The sequence below is a fragment of the Vreelandella subterranea genome, from assembly GCF_900111305.1.
Lineage (GTDB): Bacteria > Pseudomonadota > Gammaproteobacteria > Pseudomonadales > Halomonadaceae > Vreelandella > Vreelandella subterranea.
Window position 1 is genome coordinate 1 of record NZ_FOGS01000013.1, and the last position, 13,584, is coordinate 13,584.

Annotated in this window: 15 protein-coding genes and 1 pseudogene; 15 read left to right on the top strand and 1 reads right to left on the bottom strand. The window is 53.2% G+C overall.

Annotation, left to right across the window (positions count from 1 at the left end; all coding sequences use genetic code 11):
* The 15 genes and pseudogenes from BMX75_RS15890 to BMX75_RS15965 form a co-directional block, all read left to right on the top strand.
* The coding region (locus tag BMX75_RS15890; RefSeq protein WP_139197174.1) for a transposase at positions 1 to 304 on the top strand (304 nt) is incomplete at its 5' end.
* Between the two features lie 116 nt (positions 305 to 420).
* Positions 421 to 609 carry a hypothetical protein gene (locus BMX75_RS15895; protein WP_092829582.1) on the top strand — a complete coding sequence of 63 codons (189 nt, stop codon included), beginning with the start codon at positions 421 to 423 and terminating at the stop codon, positions 607 to 609.
* 108 nt (positions 610 to 717) lie between these two features.
* A complete protein-coding gene (locus tag BMX75_RS15900) occupies positions 718 to 1,071 on the top strand; it encodes a hypothetical protein (protein WP_092829584.1) in 354 nt (117 codons plus the stop codon).
* An 88-nt stretch (positions 1,072 to 1,159) separates the two neighbouring features.
* Positions 1,160 to 2,161: a hypothetical protein gene (locus BMX75_RS15905; protein WP_092829586.1), complete on the top strand. Its 1,002-nt coding sequence runs from the start codon at positions 1,160 to 1,162 to the stop codon at positions 2,159 to 2,161.
* A gap of 293 nt (positions 2,162 to 2,454) precedes the next feature.
* Complete coding sequence (locus tag BMX75_RS15915; protein ID WP_092829588.1) at positions 2,455 to 2,895, top strand: hypothetical protein; 441 nt, start codon at positions 2,455 to 2,457, stop codon at positions 2,893 to 2,895.
* A gap of 73 nt (positions 2,896 to 2,968) precedes the next feature.
* Positions 2,969 to 3,247 (top strand): annotated as a pseudogene (locus BMX75_RS15920) (type II toxin-antitoxin system RelE/ParE family toxin).
* Complete coding sequence (locus BMX75_RS15925) at positions 3,247 to 3,540, top strand: HigA family addiction module antitoxin (protein WP_092829590.1); 294 nt, start codon at positions 3,247 to 3,249, stop codon at positions 3,538 to 3,540. Before BMX75_RS15920 ends, BMX75_RS15925 begins: the two are co-directional and overlap by 1 nt.
* A 41-nt stretch (positions 3,541 to 3,581) precedes the next feature.
* On the top strand, positions 3,582 to 4,559 hold the full coding sequence (locus BMX75_RS15930; protein ID WP_092829592.1) for a ribonuclease Z: 978 nt from the start codon (positions 3,582 to 3,584) through the stop codon (positions 4,557 to 4,559).
* Between the two features lie 165 nt (positions 4,560 to 4,724).
* Positions 4,725 to 5,378 carry a DsbA family oxidoreductase gene (locus tag BMX75_RS15935; RefSeq protein WP_092829594.1) on the top strand — a complete coding sequence of 218 codons (654 nt, stop codon included), beginning with the start codon at positions 4,725 to 4,727 and terminating at the stop codon, positions 5,376 to 5,378.
* 739 nt (positions 5,379 to 6,117) lie between these two features.
* Complete coding sequence (gene dctP / locus BMX75_RS15940; protein WP_175474758.1) at positions 6,118 to 7,128, top strand: TRAP transporter substrate-binding protein DctP; 1,011 nt, start codon at positions 6,118 to 6,120, stop codon at positions 7,126 to 7,128.
* 73 nt (positions 7,129 to 7,201) lie between these two features.
* Complete coding sequence (locus BMX75_RS15945; protein ID WP_175474759.1) at positions 7,202 to 7,762, top strand: TRAP transporter small permease; 561 nt, start codon at positions 7,202 to 7,204, stop codon at positions 7,760 to 7,762.
* A 3-nt stretch (positions 7,763 to 7,765) separates the two neighbouring features.
* Positions 7,766 to 9,064 (top strand): TRAP transporter large permease, encoded by a 1,299-nt coding sequence (locus BMX75_RS15950; RefSeq protein ID WP_092829600.1) that lies wholly within the window; start codon positions 7,766 to 7,768, stop codon positions 9,062 to 9,064.
* Between the two features lie 21 nt (positions 9,065 to 9,085).
* Positions 9,086 to 10,399 (top strand): NAD(P)/FAD-dependent oxidoreductase, encoded by a 1,314-nt coding sequence (locus BMX75_RS15955; RefSeq protein WP_092829602.1) that lies wholly within the window; start codon positions 9,086 to 9,088, stop codon positions 10,397 to 10,399.
* A gap of 15 nt (positions 10,400 to 10,414) precedes the next feature.
* Entirely contained in the window at positions 10,415 to 10,939 is a 525-nt protein-coding gene (locus tag BMX75_RS15960; protein WP_092829604.1) for a MarR family winged helix-turn-helix transcriptional regulator, read from the top strand.
* A gap of 46 nt (positions 10,940 to 10,985) precedes the next feature.
* On the top strand, positions 10,986 to 12,281 hold the full coding sequence (locus BMX75_RS15965; protein ID WP_092829606.1) for an NAD(P)/FAD-dependent oxidoreductase: 1,296 nt from the start codon (positions 10,986 to 10,988) through the stop codon (positions 12,279 to 12,281).
* A 1-nt stretch (position 12,282) separates the two neighbouring features.
* Here the strand turns inward: BMX75_RS15965 and BMX75_RS15970 are convergent, their stop codons facing one another.
* Positions 12,283 to 13,476 (bottom strand): UbiH/UbiF/VisC/COQ6 family ubiquinone biosynthesis hydroxylase, encoded by a 1,194-nt coding sequence (locus BMX75_RS15970; RefSeq protein WP_245748605.1) that lies wholly within the window; start codon positions 13,474 to 13,476, stop codon positions 12,283 to 12,285.
* Between the last annotated feature and the right edge of the window lie 108 nt (positions 13,477 to 13,584).

Here is a 13,584-nt window from a genome sequence, read left to right on the forward strand (position 1 = left end):
GACGCCCAGAGCGGCTCGATGGCGCATCACTAATTACCTCAAGGTCATGCAGGCGGCGGTGTCTGAAAAGCCACTACTGAAGCCGATGGGAAAGGCCTTGGCGACCCTTGAGCGGCACGCCGACGCGGTGGTCAGGCGCTGGCACTCGGGACTGACGAACGCGAGACTGGAAGGGATGAACGGTCTTTTTCAAGCGGCTCGGTCACGTGCACGTGGCTATCGAAACGAGGCTAATTTCATCGCTATGATCCACTTGATTGGCAGCCCGGTGGGCCGGCTATTCGATCAGGCCAAATCCACATGAAGTGACGAAGAGCCCAAAAATCTATCGCAGGATTGCGAGATTGAAGTATTTGTGCAGAACGTTTGTGGCGCAAACCAAGTGCGCCAACAGTGTATGCTTTAAAAAAAGGGGGCAGCATGGAAAGTAGCTACAAGGGGTTGTACGTCCAGCGGGATGAGCGTGGGGAGATAATCAGTGTTCAAGTCGTGGATACGGGCGGTAATTCTCTCCCCCTCGATCCTGAAATATACATTGAGCGTGAGGTTGAGCCGCCCATTGATGAGCTCCCCGACCAGGCCAATAGCAATCCAACCGAGGATACATAACCAGGCGGTCAACCGGACGCCAAAAGCGGGGCGCTTTTGGTTCCCTCCGCTGGCGCTCCGGCGCCGGTTACCTCGGTGTTATGGGTTCACCGATTTAAGGAGAGTATCTTGTCGGATTTGATTTCTTCTGTTTCTACAGCGATTAGTCTCGCATCTCGTCTGCGCGAAATTAGTAAGAACATTGAGGACGCTGAATTTAAGAACCTTGTAGCGGATCTGAGCCTTGAATTGGCCGATGCAAAGATGAAGATCGCTACTCTGGTTTCTGAGAATGCCGAGATGAAGGAGAAGATCCAGGCACTCACGTCAGCAACAGGTGAAGTCTGTCCGAAATGCAACAACAGAACCTTTGAGCTGATCTCGACCAGACCACACCCCACGTTCGGTGAACTAGGCTCCAAAGAGCGCCAGTACGAGTGTTCGGGTTGCGGATTTTCCGAGGCGAAGATGGTTGACCCATAACAAGGCCATTAAGTCTATTTCGGGCTTTTGGCCCTCCACTGGACGCCCTTATCAGGGCGGCACTTATGGCTGGCGTTAGGAGTTTATGATGGGATTGCTTGATCTGATTTTCGGCTCAAAGAAAAAGGAGAAAGAAAAAAGCCATCCTCAAGGTAGTGAGGCCGGAGCAGAACTGACGTTCTTGGATAACTTCATCAGAATTCAATCCATCGGTTTCTTCGGACAGTTCAAAAAATCTCCTTCGGGCGAATGGATCGTTGGCTGGAGTGACAGCGACCCAGAAGGGGGCATCGGGGGGCATCGAGAAAGCGGTCACGGAAGATATATCCTCTACAACACGGTCGAAAAAAAGTTGATCCTCCAAGGTGAATTGGAACGGCCAAACTCCGCAGACGTAGCAAACAATGGCAGCTTTTCAGTCGAAGATTGGCATTTTGGTAGTGAATTGTCTGGCACCTTTTACGTGTTCTCATGTTCTGGTGAAGAACTTGTTAAGAAGAAGTTTTCAGCAAATATCCTGAATAGCGCAATTTCAGATAATGGTTTATTGGCTATTTGCCAAACCGCAAATGCCCGTTCTGGGAATGACGGTAATCTGTTGGTTGGCTTCCGCATAAAGGAACGAGATGATGTCTTCTCCATAAACCCCTCTACGGGGTGGGCCGAGGCATATGAGTTTGATGAGGAAGACTTTAGATTTGGCGTAGTACTGAAAGGGGTTGGAACTTTCTTCTACGGCTCAGATGGGGTTCTGTTGGACCCACATAAGTTTGATCTAGCTCGCTTGCGTAGCAATAGATACGAGATTTCTTTGATTGCCTCCCAGGAAATCGTCAAATCAGATCAATCAAGCCTGGAGCAAGTGGAAGAGGCTCTCAAGGCTAGCTCAAAAGCAATCCAAGCAGGAACTGAGCGCAACGATTACTGGAAGGCTATAGCTTTGAAAGTAAATGGTTTAGCGAATGAGCGGCTCGGCAGGGACGAGGATGCGCTTGCAGCATTTGATTCCGCTATAAAACTAAACCCAAAAATCGGTGTAAAGCGCAATGCCAATGCGATCCGAAAACGGCTCAACAACAAAAGCTCCTAACAAGGCGCATCAATTCACGGCCTGCGGCCGCCGGACGCCCTTTAAATTGCGGCTTCGCCTCCATTCCGTAGCCGCGCATGCTGGCAGCATTAGCACCTCAGTTGCGACGGCTGTCGTTCACATCATCCGCAAGCCAAGCCTTGATCAGCGATTGGTAGGGCACCCGCTTGTTAGCTTCGATTTTGAACTGATCAAGCAGTGTTTCCGGCGACGCCCTTTACATTTCACCCTTGGCTCCATTTCATTGGCGCGCATGCTGCAGGCATGGGGTGGCAGTCTAATAGGAGGATTGGATGTCTATTGATCCGATTGCAGTATGGGCGAATATGAAGTTGAAAATCTGGCCCGAACGGTACTGGATGTTAGCGCTAGGAGATGTATCCGCCTCTGATGCTGCTAGCGTGTTTGTCGAATGTGATGGCCGCTATAGCTGTTTGATTCGCGACCAAGCTGGTGTGTCGGCGATAGTCGAGGAAATAGCATTTGAACGTTTAAAATCCGAAGTCCCTGTCAGGGGTTACTTCGGTCCATTCCGTGTCGTTTCAACGGATGGAGACCTTCCATTCGACGTCATCGGATTCCTTCGTCCTGTTTTAGAATTGCTAAATAATGAAGGGATCAAGGCAGGCCCCCAGTGCGGTGCCGTGTTTGATCATCTATTCATTTACGAACGAGATGTTGAGCGTGCAAACGCTCTGCTAGAGAATTTCATTAGTAAGGCTCGGGATCAATGACCCTACCCCTCACCATGGTTATAAAATAATCAATTTTATTGGTGCGTGATGCGCAACGCACTATAATATCCTCATGATCAAATCATTCCGCCACAAAGGGCTGAAGCGGTTCTACTCCACCGGTAGCACGGCGGTCATACAGTCTGACCATTCCGATAAGCTGCGTATGCAGCTAGCTGCTCTGGATACCGCCTCGTCGGTGGAAGACATGGACATTCCCGGTTTTCGGCTTCATCCCTTGAAAGGTAAAGACAAAGGACGGTGATCGATTCGGGTTAACGGAAATTGGCGCATGACGTTCGAATTTCGAGACGGCAACGCTTACATTCTTGATTATGAGGATTATCACTAATGACGATGCATAACCCGCCGCATCCTGGTGAATTCATTCGGGAGGTATACCTGGAACCTTTTGGTATCAGTTCTCGTCAGTTGGCTTCCAGTTTAGGCGTCTCGCCCTCTACGCTGTCACGGTTGCTCAAAGGGAATAGCGGTATCAGCCCGGAAATGTCTTTACGTCTGTCGAAGGTTCTCGGGCGCACTCCGGAAAGCTGGCTGGCAATGCAGGATATGTATGATCTATGGATGGCTCGCGGCACACTTAATTTGGACGATCTTCACCCTTTGGATTTTGATGCCGCTTAACGAAAGCTACTCCTGAACTCTAGAGAGACCACCAACAAGCTATGAACTTACTCTTCCTCGGCACCTCCGCCGGTGTCCCCACCAAAAGCAGAAACGTCGCCGGGGTCGCGGTGCGCGAGAGCAAGGGGAAGGGCTGGTACCTGATCGATTGTGGTGAGGGCACCCAGCATCAGGTCTTGAACACCAAGCTGTCACTGAATGCATTGAAAGCCATATTGATTACCCATGTACACGGCGACCACTGCTATGGGCTGCCGGGCCTACTGGCGAGTGCGGCCATGAACGGCCGGACGGAGCCGCTGACCATTGTGGCGCCCGCGGGCATCAAGACATGGCTGGACGCCACCTTTGAGGCCACTCAGCTATCGTTACCCTTCGCCTTGGAATTTGTCGATTCTGATGATCTGCCAAGCGTTGAGTTTGAGAACATCGCGGTTGCCACTTATAGGCTTTCACACCGGGCGCCGTCTTATGCTTATGGGTTGACGGAGAGAAAGGTGGACGCTGCCCTGGACGTGGATAAGCTGACACAAAAGGGGATTCCCAGAGGGCCGTTGTGGGGGCAGTTGAAGCAAGGGATGGATATTGAATTTGCGGGCGAGCGGTTAAAAAGCCGTGACTTCCTGATCTCGAAACACAAGCCAAGGAAAGTGCTGATCGCCGGAGATAATGACCAGCCCGACTTGTTGTCGGAGGCGTGCGCAGGGGCGCGGGTACTGGTGCATGAAGCTACCTACACCGAAGCTATGGCCGAAAAGGCCGGTGACTTTGGGCATAGCTATGCCAAGCAGGTCGCCACGTTTGCCGAGTCGATACAGCTCCCCAACCTGGTGCTGACGCACTTCAGCCCCCGTTACCAGCCCAACCCCCATGCGTTGCTTTCCATTGAGGACATTCGCAAAGAAGCCCTGAGTGTCTATTCCGGCTCGCTTTATTTAGCGCGGGATTTTGGCGAATACACCCTGGATAAATCGGGTCACTTTTCTGAGGTAGAGGGCGAGTCGCTTTCTGCGCGTTGATCAGTCGTGATATCCAAGCTGATCTTCAGTCCAACTGCTTTCTCTGTATCAGCAAGCAAAAAATGCGAGACGTACTAGGCTGGTTGCGTTTATGCGTTTCGTGGTACAAGCCAGGGCTTGGCGTTGTTTGAGCCCTGATGACCGAACCCAGGAAGGAGAGCCCTTATGCAAAAGCTGAGAATTGACCTAGTGTCCGATGTGGCATGCCCGTGGTGTGCGATCGGCTACCGGCGCTTGGAGCAAGCGCTAGACACCCTTGATGGCGAGATCGACGTTGAACTCCACTGGCAGCCTTTCGAGCTCAACCCGGACATGCCGCCCGAGGGCGAGCCGATCCTGGAGCACTTATGCCGCAAGTATGGCAAGGATGCTGCCAGCATGGAGCAGGCCCAGCACGAGATTATGGCGGTGGCCGAAGAACTTGGGCTGAATTTTCGTGGCGCCCAGGAGCGTCGAGCGAACAATACCTTCGCTGCTCACCGAGTGCTGACGTGGGCTGCAACGCAGAATCTAGAGACGCCCCTGCAATTGGCATTATTTGATGCCTACTTCGGTGAGGCGAAAAACCCTTCAGATCCCACCGTTCTGCGAGAGAAGGCCATCGAGGTTGGGCTTGACGGGGATGCTGCCGAGGCAATCGCTCGGTCTGATCAGTACGCGGACGACGTTCGTGCGGCAGAACAGCGATTCATGGAAGCAGGCGTGAGCGCCGTCCCAGGATTCATTCTCGAAGGGCGCTACCTGATTTCGGGTGCCCAGCCCGCTGACGTGCTTGTTGATGCACTGCGTCAGGTGGCTGAAGAAAACGCTAACCGTTGATTGGCATGCATATCGACTTGGTCACACAGAGCAGCCTCAGAATCCCTTGCCTGCGGTGACTCAGGGCAATACGCAAAAGCCTGCGAATGGTTAACCATCGCAGGCTCTGTGTAAATCTCTATAAAAAAACAATTCTTCGCGAAGTGCTAGCGCAAACCCAGAAAGGAAAGAATCGCTATGACGATAACGACGGCACCAACGATGTAGACGATACTGTTCATCAGTAAATACTCCTTTTGTGAATCCGAAATCCCTGTCGCGCCATCATCCCTGAGGCGCACGATCTAGCTTACATTCGAGGCAGTCCATCGCCTTATCGCCAGAGTAAGTGGCGGGCGTCGTTTGGTCTGTTGGCTAGCGCACTTAGCGGTGAAATAAACCGACTGCCGTTGTCATCATCTCAACCTCAATCGATGAACTCTAATGTTTCTTGAACGGATTCAGCCCGTTGGCCTGCTGCACCATCAACTAGACAGCAAATTTTCACCCCGCCGTAAGCATCGAAAGTCTTTGTCGTCACTAGCCTCTTAGCGAAGCCCCCCTATGCTCAGTAAATCCCAGGTGGAATTAGGTAGGTTGATGCCATATTAATGTTGTGCTATACAACTGTTGATAGCAACAACAAATTGCACTGATCGCCAGCTCAACAACATGTCGATCAACTTCAACTGCAGGGTATGGAGCAACCCTTTATGCAGATTGCGAGTGCTCAGACAATCAACAAATGGAGAAAAGGCAGATGAGAAGCAGACAAATTCGCAAGGCATTCATGCAACTGGGAACTTTAGTGGTTACCAGCACATTACTGGTTAGTACGGCCAGTGCTAATGTTCAACTGAAGATGGCAGGCATCGTCCCCGAAGGCCATCCTGCCACTGAGGCCATGAACGAGTTCGCTGTCCGCGCCGCTGAGCAATCAGGTGGGGAGATCAACATCAGGGTGTTTCCAGCAAATCAATTAGGTGATTACACTCAAATCTATGAAGAACTGCGTCGGAACACAATCGAGTTCGCTCTGATTCCCGTACCCAGTCAGTTCGACTCCCGCCTAGAACTCCCGTCGCTGAATTACGCTGTGTCATCTTGGGAGCAAGCCGAGAGCATGATGGGCCGTGATGGCTTCATCTCTAAGGAGATGGAGATTCTTCACGCTAATCTAAACGTCAAACAACTCGGGGGACTTTATGCGAATGGGTTTGGGGGCATAGGGCTAACCGAGCTTCCCAACGATATTCACGATCCGGCTTCCGAAAAGGAAGTCTTGTTGCGTGTGCCACCTATGGATGTTTTTAAGGTAGCCATGGATGACTTGGGTTTCCAGACCGTCACCGTACCTTATGCTGAGCTATACAGTGCTCTACAAACTGGCGTGGCCGAGGGTTGGATTGGTGGTCAAGCTGAAATCAACTACACCAACTTTCGAGATGTGATCGATTACTACATTCCGGTCAATCATTTCTTCGAAAGTTACGCCTTCCTGATGAGTGAAAAGACTTGGAATGAGCTCTCCACAGAACATCAGGACATTATCTCGGGTATTGCCTCTGACCTAGTGGATAAGAGCTTCGAAACGGCACGTAAGAGTGAGGAAGCCTATCTCCAGCGCTTGGACGAGTCCGGTGTAGAGGTCGTGGAATTTAGCGACAAAGACCGCGAGCGCTGGGCAGAGTATGTCCGTGAAACCAGTTGGCCGAAATTATATGAACGGCTGAGTGAAGAGTTGGTTAACCGCCTTCGCGAACAATATTAGTCATCTCGACACACGGGTGCTGGGGGTTCCCATGCCCTCAGCACATGTTTCAAATGACTATAGGTCTACTAGCATGGATGTTCTTCACAAGATTGATACGCTCATCCTGCGTATCCAGGCCACTATTATGGTGGTGGCCAACCTATTCGTTCTATTTGGCGTCAGTGCAATTGCTTTTCAACGCTATGTCTTCAGCGGCAGTCTACATGGCCTAGATGAGTTGATCGTTATCGCTGCTTTCTGGATGTACTTTATCGGCGCGGCCTATGCAACACGCTATCGCCGTAACATTTCAGCGGACATCATCTCCGTCTACCTACGTGGCCGCCTACTTGGCGACTTGGTACAACTGCTGAGCACGGCCATTTCGCTGGGCTTGTCCTGCCTATTCACTTATTGGGGGTGGGAGCTTTTCAGTTGGAGCATGGCAGAACAAGGAGCAACTCCGGTTTTCAGCATTCCCAATGTGGTATTGCATACATCTATCTTTATCGGCTTCATCTTCATGACGGTCTATTTTGCCGTAGAACTCATCGGAAAGATTGCTGAGTACTGGCAAACCGGGCATATCGAGCCAGCCATCCTCAAAGAACAAGCACCCTCTTCGTCACGCACCATCGAGGAGGGGCGATAAAACATGAGTACTCTGGCAGCCATACTGATTCTCATCCTGGCGCTCATCATCGGTATTCCGGTGCCCTTCGCCTTCCTGGCATCCACGGCCTATCTCATCTTTCATTTCGGATACGACCCGAGTTTCTTACTGCCCTACGCAGCCAGCCGAATGAACTCCATTGTGATCCTGGCAATCCCTCTGTTTATTGTGGCTGGCGGCTTGATTAATCGCGGTAACATCGGCAACCACCTAGTAGATCTTGTGGAACTGCTTGTCGGGCGCGTACGCGGTGGTCTCGGTTCCGTGATGGTCGTAGCGTGCGCTGTCTTCGGTTCGATTACTGGCAGTGCGGCGGCCACGCTCACCGCTATCGGTACGATACTTTTCCCTCGCTTGAATGAGGCTGGCTATCCACGTGGACACTCAGCGGCACTCATGGCCAGTTCCTCAGTATTGGGTATGCTGATTCCTCCTAGCTCGATGATGATCATGTATGCCTGGATTGGCCGTCAGTCAGTGCTTGCGGCATTCCTGGCCTGTTTAACGCCTGGAGTGATTCTGACTGCGTTACTGTGTTGCGTAAACGTGTGGCTGATGCGCAACCAAAAGGGCCTGGTTGGCCACACTGCCTATGAATCTCCCCGGGCGTATGTGCGTGAATTCAGTCGTCGTACTAGACGTGCCACGCCTGCACTGTTCATGCCGTTTCTTATTCTAGGCGGCATCTACGGAGGGTTCGTCACTCCTACGGAAGCTGCTGGGCTAGCTGCACTCTATGCCATTCCTGTCGGTTTCTGGGTGTATCGTGGTCTCACCATCCGAGGGTTCATCGAGACAGTGCTGGATTCGGCCGTCATGACCGGCGTCATCATGGTGATGTTATTTGCCGTACTGATGCTCAGCCGACTTTATGTGATGGAAGGGGTGCCGACCCTGATCATGGATACTTTGACCCAGATCTCCAGCAATCCGTTGGTACTGATCCTGATGATAAACCTGTTCATGATCATCATCGGCATGCTGATGGACGACCTGAGTTCGGTGATGCTTTGCACCCCTTTGCTATTGCCACTGGTCATCCAGTTGGATATCGACCCCATCCAGTTTGCAGCCATCCTCGGCGTCAACTTAGGCATGGGGAATATCACGCCCCCGACAGCACCACTTCTGTATCTTGCCGGACAATTGAACCAGGTATCCATTACGGAAACCATGCGGCCAACACTATGCATGTTGCTGTTCGCATGGCTACCCACACTGCTGTTAACCACTTATGTCCCCGAGGTATCGCTCTGGCTTCCTCATCTCCTCCTGGGATAGCAATCACAAGGGCTGACAACGATGAAGAACACTGCGCTAGGCAACTCACTGTGGCACGCCACCGCGACCTCTGCTCCGACAACGGCTCCCCTGGAAAGCGACGTCCAGGCCGACGTTTGCGTGATTGGCGGGGGCTACACCGGCCTATCCACTGCCCTGCATCTAGCCAAGTCGGGATATAGCGTCACCGTGCTGGAAGCCGAGGAGATCGGTCATGGCGGCTCGGGCCGGAACGCCGGTCACTGCACACCGACGTTCATCATGATGGAACCCGATGACGTCAAACGAAAGTTCGGTGATCCCTGGGGGGAGCGTATCCTGAGACTCCAGGCTGATGCCGCCAACCAAGTCTTCAGCCTGATCAACCGCTATGAAATGGATTGTGAGGGACAACAGAACGGTTATCTTCAGGTAGCCCATAGCCCCGCCATGGAAGCCACGATACAGGCTCGCTGCAAAAGCTATGCTGCGCTGGGTAAGGATACGACGCTATTGAGCCGGGATGACGTCGCCGAGTTGACGGGCTCCGATAAGTATTTTGGCGGCTGGCTACATCCCGAGGGAGGACACTTGAATCCGCTGGGCTATGCACGCGAATTGGCCCGCGCCTCGCTTAGCGAAGGGGCGCGTATCTACACTCGCTCCCGAGTCACCAGAATCGAAGAACAGCCTTCAGGCTGGCGAGTCTCAACCACCTATGGTTCCGTCTCCGCGGGAAAAGTCATTGTTGGTACTGGTGCTTATACTGACGATTTCTGGCCACATCTCAAAAAGAGTTTTGTGCCTCTGACGGTTGCTTGCTTCGCCAGTGAGCCACTGTCCAAAGACATCAGGCAACAAGTGCTGCCGGGAAACCACCACCTGGTGGATACACGTAAAGACCCCTGCCTGTACAAGTACAACAAGGACGGACGGTTAGTGACGTCTGTCTTTGTTGAGCGGCGGCGAGGGCGTGATGCCGATTATACGAAACGGTTACTCACCGAACGCATGAAATGGCTACACCCCCAAATTGGGGATATGGATTGGTCTTATCACTGGTTTGGCGATCTGGATATGCAGCCCGATACCTTTCCTAGGTTGTTCGAGCTGGCACCCGGGATTGTCGCTGCTCTCGGCTACTCAGGTAGGGGGGTCCCAACAGCTACGGCTATGGGGTCAGTGCTCGCCGACTGGGCTCAGGGCGTCGCTCCTGAGGATCTTCAGGTTCCCTTGCAAGCACTGAAGACAGTCCCACAAAGTGGTTGGATTGTCCCCCGGCTATTATTGCCGCTCTATCGTTATCGTGATCGAAAACTAATCCGCCAAGCAGGGCTAACCGCCCCCACATTTTGAATATTAGGTCTCAACATGCCAGAGCACGCTGATAAAGAGAATACGACTGCCACCTCCGTACCCAGTGATGATGGAGAACTCACTTCGCCTGATTTTGGTTTTTTGGCTGACTTAATCAGCTTTCACTTTCGTCTACTGAGTATTGAGCTTAACCGATCCTATGATCGTTCTTTTGTAGATACTCCATTGTCAGGAGGAACCGGCAAGTTATCTACTTTGATCGTGGTAGCAAACAACCCAGGCGTTAGCCAGACCAATGTCGCTAAAGCCCTTGGGAAAGATCGCTCAGCTATGGTCAAGCTCGTCGATAACCTGGAGTCTAAAGGACTCATCACTCGGCGAACTGCTCCCCTAGAACGTCGGGCCTATGCCCTATACCCGACAGACAAAGGGCAAGCGCTGTTGGATGAGGCCAGTGATATTGCGCGTCAGTATGACCAGGATTTCTTTGCGGTATTGACGGATAGTGAGCGCGACGAGCTTGTACACATCCTTAAGAAACTACGCCGGCATCACGAGCCTGGTACAGCGGGTTTGTAGCGCCTGCTCAAGTTATCCCAGATACATTTCACCATAAGGATCTGTTGTGTTCGAAAGAAAACATGTCGATACAGTCGTCATAGGCGGTGGCATCATTGGTTGTGCCACCGCATGGTATCTACACAAACGTGGATTCTCAGTTACGGTCATTGAGAAGGGGCGAGTGGCTGGAGAGCAATCCAGTCGAAACTGGGGGTTTGTTCGCCAACAGGGTCGCGACCTCCGAGAGCTGCCTCTGATAATGAAGAGTCTGGAGAATTGGCGTGGCATTGACGAGGCACTCGGTGAACCCACCGGTTTTGTCACCTGCGGTAACTTGGCTGTCGCCCCCAATGAAAAGAAGTTGGCCGCGATGCGGGGGTGGGCCCGTGATGTTGCTGATTTTGGCCTGGAAAGTCGAGTGGTCACTGGTGCTGAGCTTGAGGCGCTATCTCCAGCAATGGCCCGTTCATACTCTGCGGCGTTATACACTCCTTCCGATGGTCGTGCTGAACCCAGCTTGGCTACACAGGGAATTGCCACGGCGCTAAAAAAAGTCGGCCAGGAGGTCGTCGAACAGTGCATGGTGGAAGACCTTCTATTGGAAAGTGGCAAGGTCGCCGGCGTTGTCACGGAAATGGGAGAAATCCGTTGCAGCAAAGTCGTCATGGCCGGTGGTGCCTGGTCAGGCCAGTTCCTACGCAAATTGGGCCTTTCCTTGCCCCAAAGTGATCTGCGCGTCACCGTAGGTCGGACAGAAGCATTTGCACACGGAATTGAAACTCCCACATGGCTTCCAGCCGTGGCTCTTCGTCCCCGTCAAGACGGCGGCCTTAGCTTTGCCTCCGGTTCCATCATGGACCATGATCTGAATATAGATAGTTTTCGATATCTAGGCCGTTTCCTTCCTAATTTCTTGATGAATTCCTCGAGCCTTAAACTGAACCTCAATAACCGGTTTATGGAACAGCGTCGGCATGCGCGAATCTATCGCACGGCTCAAAGGGATAGCTATCAAGCAATTCGCACGTTGGATCCCACTCCTAATCACTCGCTTATCGAGCAGACTCGAAACGCCATGGTAAAGGCCTTTGACTTCCCGGAGAACTTGGCCCTTGAAGAAACCTGGGCCGGACGGATTGACGTCATGCCCGATGCCATTCCGGTCATTGATCAAGTGCCTCAAGCGAAAGGACTGATCCTTGCCACTGGCATGAGCGGGCATGGTTTTGGTATCGGCTTGGGAGTTGGCGACGTCGTAGCTGAACTTGTAGATAGAGGGACAACCGAATTGGATCTTCGCCCATTTTCCCTCTCTCGATTCTCTGAACGCTACTTCGTTACACCCAAAAACCTGCTCTAAATCAGCGCCGTTTAAACGGATTCAGCCCGTTGGCCTGCTGCATCATCATGCGTTTGGCGAAGGGGATGCGCTCGGCGATATGCAGGCTGAGATCACCCAGTTGGCGCAGCGGCTTGGCGCCGGTAAACAGATGGTGGAAGCTGTCGGTGGCGGCAATCATCGCCTGGTTAGCCGCCCGGCGCTGGCACTCGAAGCGCAGTAGGTTGAGGTAGTCGCCGGGGTCGCGACCTTGAATGATAATCTCAGCGAGGGTGTCGGCGTCGTGCAGGCCGATGTTCAGTCCCTGGCCTGCCAGCGGGTGCACCACGTGGGCGGCGTCGCCGATCAGCGCCAGGCGTTTGCCGATGTAGCGTTTGGCGTGCTGGCGTTTGATAGGGAAGCTGGCGCGCGCCACGATACGGGTGAGCTTGCCCAGCCGCTCGGGGAAGGCGTCTTCGATGGCTGTCTTGAGCGCGTCATCGTCCAGTTGTTCCCGAGCTTTGGTGGCCTCGTCGCTGTCGTACCACACAAGTGATGCACGCTGGCCGGGCAGCGGCAGCATAGCCATGGGGCCGGTGGGCGTGAAGACCTGCCAACTGACGTCTTGCTGAGGCAGCTCGGTTTCCACGTTAATGATCATCGCCCGCTGGTGGTAGTCGTAATGGGTGACGCCAATGCTGGCTAATTCGCGCAGGGTGGAACGCGCACCGTCGGCCCCGACGATCAGCGCGGCGGTTAGCGTCTTGCCGTTATCCAGCTCGAGCAGGCGCGCATCGCCCGTGGTCAGGGTGCTGATCGGCGCGCACTGGGTATAGCAGGTCACGCCGGGGAGGTCGGCCAGCCGTTGCCAGAGGGCGTACTGGAGCGTGCGGTTTTCGACAAAGATGCCGAAGTCTTCCATACCGCTGTCAGCCGCAGAGAAAAGCGAGTGGCCGGTGCCATCCTGGTTGGCCACGTCGATGTGCCGGAAGGGGCAGCAGCGTTCCTCGGGCAGGTGGGCACCGCTGGCATTGATAAACTTAAGCGAGCGCGCATTCAGCGATGAGATACGCAGGTCGTAGTCGCCCTCGGGCGCTGCGGGGGCATCGCCTTGTTCGATCAGCCCGACCGATTGGCCCGAATTGCCCAGCCGGGCTGCCAGTGCGGCGCCGACCATGCCGCCGCCGACGATAATCACATCATGATCCTGCATCGTCCGTTGATCAGATCCTTGCATAAGTGGCTCCTCGGATAAAATGCCTGGCACAGAGTAGGCGTTGCCGTTGTCATACAGTATCGTCTAGCGAGAGCAGAATTGCCTAGGGGTGAACATTTGACGCAGGCA

Bases quoted from the DNA above. Each gene is read 5' to 3' on its own strand.
- BMX75_RS15960 (WP_092829604.1), top strand. From the start codon at position 10,415: ATGCCAGAGCACGCTGATAAAGAGAATACGACTGCCACCTCCGTACCC.
- BMX75_RS15925 (WP_092829590.1), top strand. From the start codon at position 3,247: ATGACGATGCATAACCCGCCGCATCCTGGTGAATTCATTCGGGAGGTA.
- BMX75_RS15955 (WP_092829602.1), top strand. From the start codon at position 9,086: ATGAAGAACACTGCGCTAGGCAACTCACTGTGGCACGCCACCGCGACC.
- BMX75_RS15935 (WP_092829594.1), top strand. From the start codon at position 4,725: ATGCAAAAGCTGAGAATTGACCTAGTGTCCGATGTGGCATGCCCGTGG.
- dctP (WP_175474758.1), top strand. From the start codon at position 6,118: ATGAGAAGCAGACAAATTCGCAAGGCATTCATGCAACTGGGAACTTTA.
- BMX75_RS15930 (WP_092829592.1), top strand. From the start codon at position 3,582: ATGAACTTACTCTTCCTCGGCACCTCCGCCGGTGTCCCCACCAAAAGC.
- BMX75_RS15950 (WP_092829600.1), top strand. From the start codon at position 7,766: ATGAGTACTCTGGCAGCCATACTGATTCTCATCCTGGCGCTCATCATC.
- BMX75_RS15945 (WP_175474759.1), top strand. From the start codon at position 7,202: ATGGATGTTCTTCACAAGATTGATACGCTCATCCTGCGTATCCAGGCC.
- BMX75_RS15970 (WP_245748605.1), bottom strand. From the start codon at position 13,476: ATGCAAGGATCTGATCAACGGACGATGCAGGATCATGATGTGATTATC.
- BMX75_RS15915 (WP_092829588.1), top strand. From the start codon at position 2,455: ATGTCTATTGATCCGATTGCAGTATGGGCGAATATGAAGTTGAAAATC.
- BMX75_RS15895 (WP_092829582.1), top strand. From the start codon at position 421: ATGGAAAGTAGCTACAAGGGGTTGTACGTCCAGCGGGATGAGCGTGGG.
- BMX75_RS15905 (WP_092829586.1), top strand. From the start codon at position 1,160: ATGGGATTGCTTGATCTGATTTTCGGCTCAAAGAAAAAGGAGAAAGAA.